Annotated in this window: 5 protein-coding genes; 1 reads left to right on the top strand and 4 read right to left on the bottom strand. The window is 53.2% G+C overall.

Annotation, left to right across the window (positions count from 1 at the left end):
* From HMPREF1051_RS07825 to rimP, 4 genes are all read right to left on the bottom strand, one after another.
* A partial coding sequence (locus HMPREF1051_RS07825; protein ID WP_003766788.1) for a calcium-binding protein occupies positions 1-1427 on the bottom strand: 1427 nt, incomplete at its 3' end.
* 351 nt (positions 1428-1778) lie between these two features.
* Positions 1779-4685, bottom strand: coding sequence for a translation initiation factor IF-2 (infB, locus tag HMPREF1051_RS07820; protein ID WP_155815309.1), 2907 nt, complete (start codon positions 4683-4685; stop codon positions 1779-1781).
* A gap of 11 nt (positions 4686-4696) precedes the next feature.
* Positions 4697-6199 (bottom strand): transcription termination factor NusA, encoded by a 1503-nt coding sequence (nusA, locus tag HMPREF1051_RS07815; protein WP_003766790.1) that lies wholly within the window; start codon positions 6197-6199, stop codon positions 4697-4699.
* Positions 6200-6224: 25 nt separating this feature from the next.
* Positions 6225-6656, bottom strand: a complete 432-nt coding sequence (rimP, locus tag HMPREF1051_RS07810) for a ribosome maturation factor RimP (protein WP_003741871.1) — start codon at positions 6654-6656, stop codon at positions 6225-6227.
* Positions 6657-7010: 354 nt separating this feature from the next.
* On the opposite strand from rimP, the gene serC reads away from it, so the two are divergent.
* A complete protein-coding gene (gene serC, locus HMPREF1051_RS07805) occupies positions 7011-8117 on the top strand; it encodes a phosphoserine transaminase (RefSeq protein ID WP_003766792.1) in 1107 nt (368 codons plus the stop codon).
* Positions 8118-8305 lie beyond the last annotated feature (188 nt).

Genomic DNA, 8305 nt, shown 5'->3' with positions numbered 1-8305 from the left:
ATGGTTGCCGAGCCGTTGGCGGATGTGATTTCCCAGTTTTTGCTGCCGTCGGCATTGTCGATGACGTTTACTTTGATGTCGCTGACACGGAGGTCGTCTGAAAACTTCAGGGTATTGTTGCCTTGATTGTCGATAATCGTATCGTCGCTGCCGTAAATATAGGTGTCGTTGCCTGCTCCGCCTTTCAACATATCTTTGCCTGCTCCTCCGATTAAAGTGTCGTCGCCTGCGTCGCCGTTGATGGTGTCGTTGCCATCGCCGCCGTCCAAATAGTCATTGCCGTCGCCGCCGTTAATGTTGTCGTTGCCGCCCATGCCGTAAACGGTATCGTTGCCACGGCCGCTATTGAGTCGGTTGTGTCCGTCGTTGCCGGTCAGGGTGTTATTGCTGTTGTTGCCTGCCGCGTAGATATTGGCGTTGCCAGTCAGGGTAACGTTTTCAACGTGGGTTGAGGCGGTATAAGAAACGCTGCTGATCACGGTATCATTGCCTTCGCCGCTATTCTCAACGACAACATCTTTTGCGTTATCCACATAGTAGGTATCGTCTCCGATGCCGCCGCGCATCATGTCCGCGCCTGCTTTGCCGTCAATGACGTCGTTGCCGACGGTGCCGTTCAGCGCGTCGTTTCCTTCCGTGCCTTCAATACGTTCGCCTGCATTGTCGCGTATTTCTACTTGTGCTTGAGTGGCTTTGATGAATTGGTTGAGGTTTAATGTGCCGTTTGAGAAAACAAACCGTTGGACGGAAGGCATATTGCTGCCTTCTTGGTATTGATTGGAAATGGTCAGGACGGATTGTGTGTGTTTCACTGCGATACGCCAGTCCTGTCCGCCTTCTGCATTGCGCACGGCGGTAACTGTCAGATCGTCTGCGCTGAGACCGTCTAAAAAGCGGATGCTGTTGCTGCCTTGGCGGTCGATTACTGTGTCTTTGCCGCTTTTTTCGCCGAACAAATAGGTATCGTTGCCCTCCCCCCCTTGCAATACGTCGTTTCCTGCCGCGCCGTCTAGGATATCGTTGCCTTCATCGCCGAACAGTTGGTCGTCGCCTTCTCCCCCGTTGATGTTGTCGTGACCTGCGCCCCCGTAAACCGTATCATTGCCGCGCCCGCTGTACAGGCGGTTGTTGCCGCTGTTGCCGACCAATACGTTGTCTGAATTGTTGCCCGCGCCATAAATATTATCCGAACCGGTCAAAACCAAGTTTTCGACATTGTTCGGCAAGGTGTAGCTGACATTGCTATAAACGGTATCCTGTCCTTCATTTGCCTTTTCCACAATGTTGTCTGCGGTATGGGTGGCATAATAGACATCATTGCCCTTGGTTCCTTGAAAAACCTTGGGTTCGGATGACTTTTCCAAAGATGCGGAGTGTGCGGCGGCTTCTTCAGAAACGATTGCGCGAAAGACTTGTTTTGTATCCATGATATTATTTTTTCCGTGAGCTGACGGTTGCCTATCCGGGGAGATGGGATAAATAACCAGATTGGGGGGGATCGTAATTTATTGATTGAATCGTTACACGCAGTCGAACTGCGTGGCTTCCTTAGACTGCTTTATCCTCAACAAGTTCTAACTCTTTCTCAAAACATTATTTAATCGGAATTTATATTTCAATTGATTAATTTGTTTATCATTTATGCCAAATCGAATTCAAACCAAGATTAAGCGTTGGGCAACGCCGCACTGCGCCAATCCAATCCGCTATAAAACAAAAAGGTCGTCTGAAAACCACTTTTCATGGTTTTCAGACGACCTTTTATTTACAACGGGAAATTACAGCGAGCGGGCGACTTCGACGATGTCGAAGCATTCCAGTTGGTCGCCTTCCATAATTTCATTATAGCCTTTGATCATCAAGCCGCACTCGAAGCCCATGCGGACTTCTTTGACGTCGTCTTTGTAGCGTTTCAAAGAAGACAGTTCGCCAGTGTGGATGACCACGTTGTTGCGGATAAGGCGGATATGGGAATCGCGTTTGACCACGCCGTCGGTAACCATACAGCCTGCGATGTTGCCGACTTTGGATACGCTGATGACCTGACGGATTTCGACCATACCGGTAACCTGCTCTTTCTCTTCCGGCGCCAGCATGCCGCTCATGGCTGCTTTGACGTCGTCGATGGCATCGTAAATGATGTTGTAGTAGCGGATTTCCACGTTTTCATTTTCGGCAAGTTTGCGCGAAGAAGCATCTGCACGCACATTAAAGCCGATGATAAACGCGCCTGAAGCGATGGCAAGGTTGACGTCCGATTCGGTAATGCCGCCCACGCCGCTGTGCAATACGTTCACTTTCACTTCGTCGGTGGACAGTTTTTTCAGGCTACCCGCCAAAGCTTCGTAAGAACCTTGTACGTCTGCTTTGATGATGACCGACAAGGATTGGGCTTGGTTTTCGCCCATGTTGTTGAACATATTTTCCAGCTTCGCCGCCTGCTGTTTGGCAAGGCGCACGTCGCGGTATTTGCCTTGGCGGAAGAGCGCGATTTCGCGGGCTTTTTTCTCGTCTGCCAACACCATTGCGTCTTCACCGGCGTTCGGTACGTCGGACAAGCCGAGGATTTCGACCGGAATAGATGGGCCGGCTTCGTTGACGGCTTTACCGTTTTCATCGACCATCGCGCGGATTTTACCGAACGCGGTACCGGCAAGCAGCATATCGCCTTTTTTCAGCGTACCGCTTTGCACCAAGAGGGTAGCGACCGCGCCGCGTCCTTTGTCCAGACGGGCTTCGACGATGATGCCTTTGGCGGGCGCATCGACAGGGGCAGTCAGTTCCAAAACTTCGGCCTCAAGCAATACGGCTTCGAGCAATGCGTCGATATTGATGCCTTTTTTGGCGGACACGTCGATAAATTGTACATCGCCGCCCCATTCGTCCGGCACGACTTCGTGTGCGGTCAACTCTTGGCGGATGCGCTCGGGGTTGGCAGCTTCTTTATCGATTTTGTTGACGGCAACCACCATCGGCACGCCCGCTGCTTTGGCGTGGGCAATGGCTTCGATGGTTTGCGGCATCACGCCGTCGTCGGCTGCGACCACGAGAATCACGATGTCGGTTGCTTTCGCACCGCGTGCACGCATGGCGGTAAACGCTTCGTGACCCGGGGTATCCAAGAAGGTAATCACACCACGAGGGGTTTCAACGTGGTATGCACCGATGTGCTGGGTAATGCCACCCGCTTCGCCTTGTACCACTTTGGCACGGCGGATGTAGTCCAGCAGCGAGGTTTTACCGTGGTCGACGTGACCCATCACGGTAACAACCGGCGGACGCGGCAATGCTTCGGCTTCCACAGCTTCCACGCCTTCATCCAAGAATGCTTCGGGATCGTCGGCGGCGGCAGGTTTACCGATGTGGCCGAGTTCTTCCACTACAATCAGGGCGGTGTCTTGGTCGATGGATTGGTTGATGGTCACCATCATGCCCATTTTCATCAGGGCTTTGACCACTTCCACGCCTTTGACTGCCATTTTATGCGCCAAATCGGCAACGGTAATGGTTTCGGGAACCAAGACTTCGTGAACGACGGGTTCGGTCGGTGCTTGGAAGGCGTGTTGGTTCGGCTCGAGTTTGAGTTTCTTGCCTTTTTTACCGCTGCGTACGCGCTCGTCGTCGCCGTTGCGCGCATTGCGGTCGCGTCCGCCTTTACCGCCTTTACCTTTAGCGTTGCGGCCTTGGTTGTCATCGTCGCGGTTGTGGCGGTCTTCTTTTTTCGCACGGGCAGGATTGGCGGCTTTGCCTTCTGCAGGCGCGGCTTTGGCTTTTTCGGCAGGCTTGCGCTGCTCGGCAGCTTTGGCTTCGGCTGCGGGCTTGGCTTGCTGATCCGCCTGTTGTTTCATGGCTTCGCGACGCGCCTGACGCTCTTGTTTTTCTTTCAACAAGGCTTCTTGATGGGCGCGTAAAGCGGCGGCGCGGCGTGCTTCTTCGTCGCGTTGCGCTTGCTCTTCCGCGCTGACCACAGGTTGCGGAGCGGCAGGGGCAGCGGGTTTGGCTGCTTTTTTCGCGTCTTTGCCTTTATTGCCTTTGTCTTGTTTAGGCTTGGCTTTGCCTTCGGCAGGTTTTTCAGACGACCTTTGGGCAGGTTTGTCTTCAGCCTGAACTGCTTGTGCAGCAGGTTCTGCCGGTTTGTCGTCGGCTTTGCTTTCAGCTGCTTTTACGTCGGCAGGTTTTTCAGCCGCTTCAACAAGTTTCGCTTCTTCCGCTTTGACTTTCGGCTCGGCTTTTGCCGCTTTGGCAGCCTTCAACTTCGCAGCTTCCGCTTCGGCTTTCGCACGCGCTTCGGCACGGGCGGCGGCCTCAGCTTCAGCTTTCGCCTGTTCTGCGGCTTGGTCTTTCGCTTCAAACTGCTCGGCTTTTTGTGCTTCAGATGCTGCTTTGGCTTTAGCTTCGGCGGCAAGCTCTTCCGGCGAAGGAATCGTTACGGAACGGCCGCGTTTGCGTTCGACTTTGACGCCGCTGACAGTGCTGACTTCGGTTTTTTTGCGGCGGATGCTGATGGTTCCGCCGTCATTGCCGTTTTTCTTTTTCAGATAGGCGTTCAGCAGTTGTTTGTCGTCCAGCGTCAGGGAATCGCTGCCGCTGTTTTTATTGACGCCTGCTTCTTTCAGTTGTTTCAGCAAATCATCGACGGGGCGTTTCAGTTCGGCGGCAAATTGTTCTACGGTTGTGTTACTCATCTGTACCCCCATTAGTTCTCTTCGGTAAACCAGTGTTCGCGGGCGGCAAGAATCACTTTTTTCGCCGCTTCTTCATCTACACCGGTTATTTCAATCAGTTCGTCAACGGCAAGTTCCGCCAAATCGTCGCGGGTGGTTACGCCGGCTTCCGCCAGTTTGCGGAGCATATCGGAATCTACGCCGTCCAGATTGCGCATGTCGTCTGAAACTTCTTCCAGCTTCTCTTCGGACGCAATCGCCATGGTCAGAATCGCATCGCGCGCGCGGTTGCGCAGGGTTTCGACGATTTCTTCGTCAAAGCCTTCGATGGCGAGCAATTCGGCAGCCGGAACGTAAGCAACTTCTTCCAGCGTGGCAAAACCTTCTTCCACCAAAATATCGGCGGTTTCGTCGTCGATGTTCAGATGCGCGGTAAAGAGGTAGCGGATGGCTGCGTCTTCGGCAGCAGTGCGTTCGTCCGCTTCTTCAACAGTCATGATGTTCAACTGCCAACCTGTCAAATCAGATGCCAAACGCACGTTTTGACCACCACGACCAATAGCAAGAGCAAGCTGGTCTTCGGCAACGATCACGTCAACCGCGTGTTTGTCATCGTCAATCACGATGCGGCTGACTTCGGCAGGAGACAGCGCATTCATCACGAACTCGGCAGTTTCAGACGACCACAGCACCACATCAATGCGCTCGCCTGCCAATTCGTTGCTGACGGCGTTCACACGGGAGCCGCGCACGCCGATACAGGTACCTTGCGGATCGATGCGTTGGTCGTTGGCTTTGACTGCCACTTTCGCACGTTGGCCCGGATCGCGCGCCACTTCGCGGATTTCCAACAAGCCGTCTGCAATTTCAGGGACTTCCATTTCGTATAGTTTTGCGAGGAAATCGCCCGAAGTACGGCTGAGGATGACTTGTTTGCGGCCGGTGTTGCCGATTTCGTCCACACGCAAAAACAGCGCGCGGATACGGTCGCCGCCGCGGAAGTTTTCGCGCGGAATCATTTGTTCGCGCGGAATCAGCGCGTCCAGCTTGCCCGGAACGACTTCGACGATGATGCCGTGGCGCTCTACGCGTTTTACCGTACCGGAAACGATGTCTTCTTTAACGGCGAGGAACTCGTTCAGATTTTGCTCGCGCTCGGCATCGCGGATGCGTTGCAGGATGATTTGTTTGGCAGTTTGCGCGGCTTGGCGGCCAAAGCCTTCGTTCGGCAGCGTTTCTTCGTAGTAGTCGCCGATTTGAATGTCGGTACCCGGAATTTCTTCTTGGATTTCTTCGATGGTTTTTTCCAGGTCGGGATAGGTGTAATCCTCGTCGGCAACAATCAGCCAGCGGCGGTAAGTATGGTATTCGCCGGTATCGCGGTCGATTTCGACGCGCACGTCCATATGCTCGCGGTCGGCTTTTTTCTTGGCTGCGGTAGAAAGAGCAAATTCCAATGCTTGGAATACCACTTCCGCTTCAACGTTTTTCTCGCTTGCCAACGCTTCGGCAAGTTGCAACATTTCGCGACTCATTTTTTAGAATCTCCAATATCAAGTTTTAAAATTTAAATTCGGGGCGCAGGCGGGCTTTATCGATATTATCCAAGCCGATTTGCGCGGTTTTGCCGTCGAAAGAGAGCGTTACGGTATCGTTTTCACAACCCTCGATGCGGCCGATAAAATTCTTTTGTCCGTCAACCGGCAGGCGGGTTTTGATTTTTGCCTGTTGTCCTGCAAAACGCACGAAATCGGCGGCTTTTTTCAGCGGCCGGTCAAGGCCGGGGCTGGAAATTTCCAGATTTTTATAATCGATATCTTCCACCATGAACACACGGCTCAAATGATTGCTGACGGTCGCGCAGTCTTCGACGGTAATCCCGCCTTCCTTATCGATAAACACGCGCAGCGTGCCTTGCGCAGTCAGCTCGAAATCGACCAGTTCGTAGCCCAAACCCGGCAGGGTTTTTTCGAGAATTGTTTGAATATCCATGAATCTCCCGGAGTACATAAACAAAAAAATGGCCCCGTGGCCATTTTTCGTCAAAATTGAAAAATTGGCTTATTATAACCGCTTTCCACTCAAAAGAAAAGCGTTGATTTATCGCGGCTTTTTTCAGACGACCTCATAGAGTGAATACGTCTGACGGCATAAAACCAAGCTTAAAATTGTTGACAAAAACGGTCGTCTGAAAAATCGCCATTAAACCTTACCCATTGATAATCATCATTTTATTTCCAACCTTTCTTTTTCAGACGACCCCATTTCCCTTCCATACGGCTTGCACGAAGCACGCCGTCATTCTAAAATCCAAAGCTGTTATCATCGAAACAAAAAGGCATTGCCATGTCCGCCCGCCCCATCTACAACTTTTCCGCAGGTCCCGCCGTCCTGCCCGAAGCCGTATTGCGTACCGCGCAGCAAGAAATGCTCGACTATAACGGCACAGGCTTCCCCGTCATGGCGATGAGCCACCGCTCGGAAATGTTCCTCAGCATCCTCCATCACGCCGAACAAGACCTGCGCACGTTGCTGAACATTCCTTCCAACTACAAAATCCTGTTCCTGCAAGGCGGCGCGACCACGCAATTCAACATGGTTGCCATGAACCTGGCACATGGCTTCCCGTCCGCCGACGCAGTGGTAACGGGCAACTGGAGCCGCATCGCCTACGAACAAATGAGCCGCCTGACCGATGCCGAAATCCGACTGGCTGCGCACGGCGGCGAACAATTCGACTATACCGCCCTGCCGCCCGTCGAAACTTGGGACATAGACAAAAACTCCGCCTTCGTCCACTTCGTCATCAACGAGACCGTCAACGGCCTGCAATACCAAACCGTTCCCAAACTTTCAGACGACCTGCCGCCGCTCGTTTGCGATATGTCCAGCGAAATCCTCTCGCGCGAATTTGACGTTTCCGACTACGGGCTGATCTACGCGGGCGCACAAAAAAACATCGGCCCCGCCGGCGCAACCGTCGTCATCATCCGTGAAGACCTGCTCGACCGCTGCCCCGACAGCATCCCCGATGTCTTCAACTACCGTTCCCACCTCAACCGCGACGGTATGTACAACACCCCGTCCACCTACGCCATTTATATGTCCGGTTTAGTGTTCCGCTGGCTGCTGACGCAAGGCGGCGTGAAAAAAATCGAAGCCGTCAACAACATCAAAGCCCAAACGCTTTACGATGCCATCGACGGCAGCGGCGGCTTCTACATCAACCGAATCCGCCCCGATGCCCACTCGAAAATGAACGTCGTCTTCCAAACCGCCTCAGCCGAACTTGACCGCCGCTTCGTCCTCGAAGCCGAACTGCAAGGCTTGTGCCTGCTCAAAGGCTACAAAACCGTCGGCGGTATGCGCGCCAGCATCTACAACGCCATGCCGCTCGAAGGCGTACAGGCGTTGGCGGACTTTATGAGCGATTTCCAACGGCGTTACGGCTAAGACAAATGCGCTTTTGTGCATGGAGACACTGACAGACCTCGTCAAACTCCTGCTCAACATCATCATCGCCGCCGCCAAATTCACCGGCAACGACGACGCATAAAACCGGCCGTCCAAACCCGTTTCCGCTCCGCTGAAACCGCATTTTCAGACGACCTCGTTCCCAATCCGACCTGAAAAAACATGAA

This window comes from Neisseria sicca VK64, assembly GCF_000260655.1.
In the GTDB taxonomy this organism is placed as follows: Bacteria; Pseudomonadota; Gammaproteobacteria; order Burkholderiales; family Neisseriaceae; genus Neisseria; species Neisseria sicca_B.
This window is presented reverse-complemented; position numbering and strand designations above follow the sequence as displayed.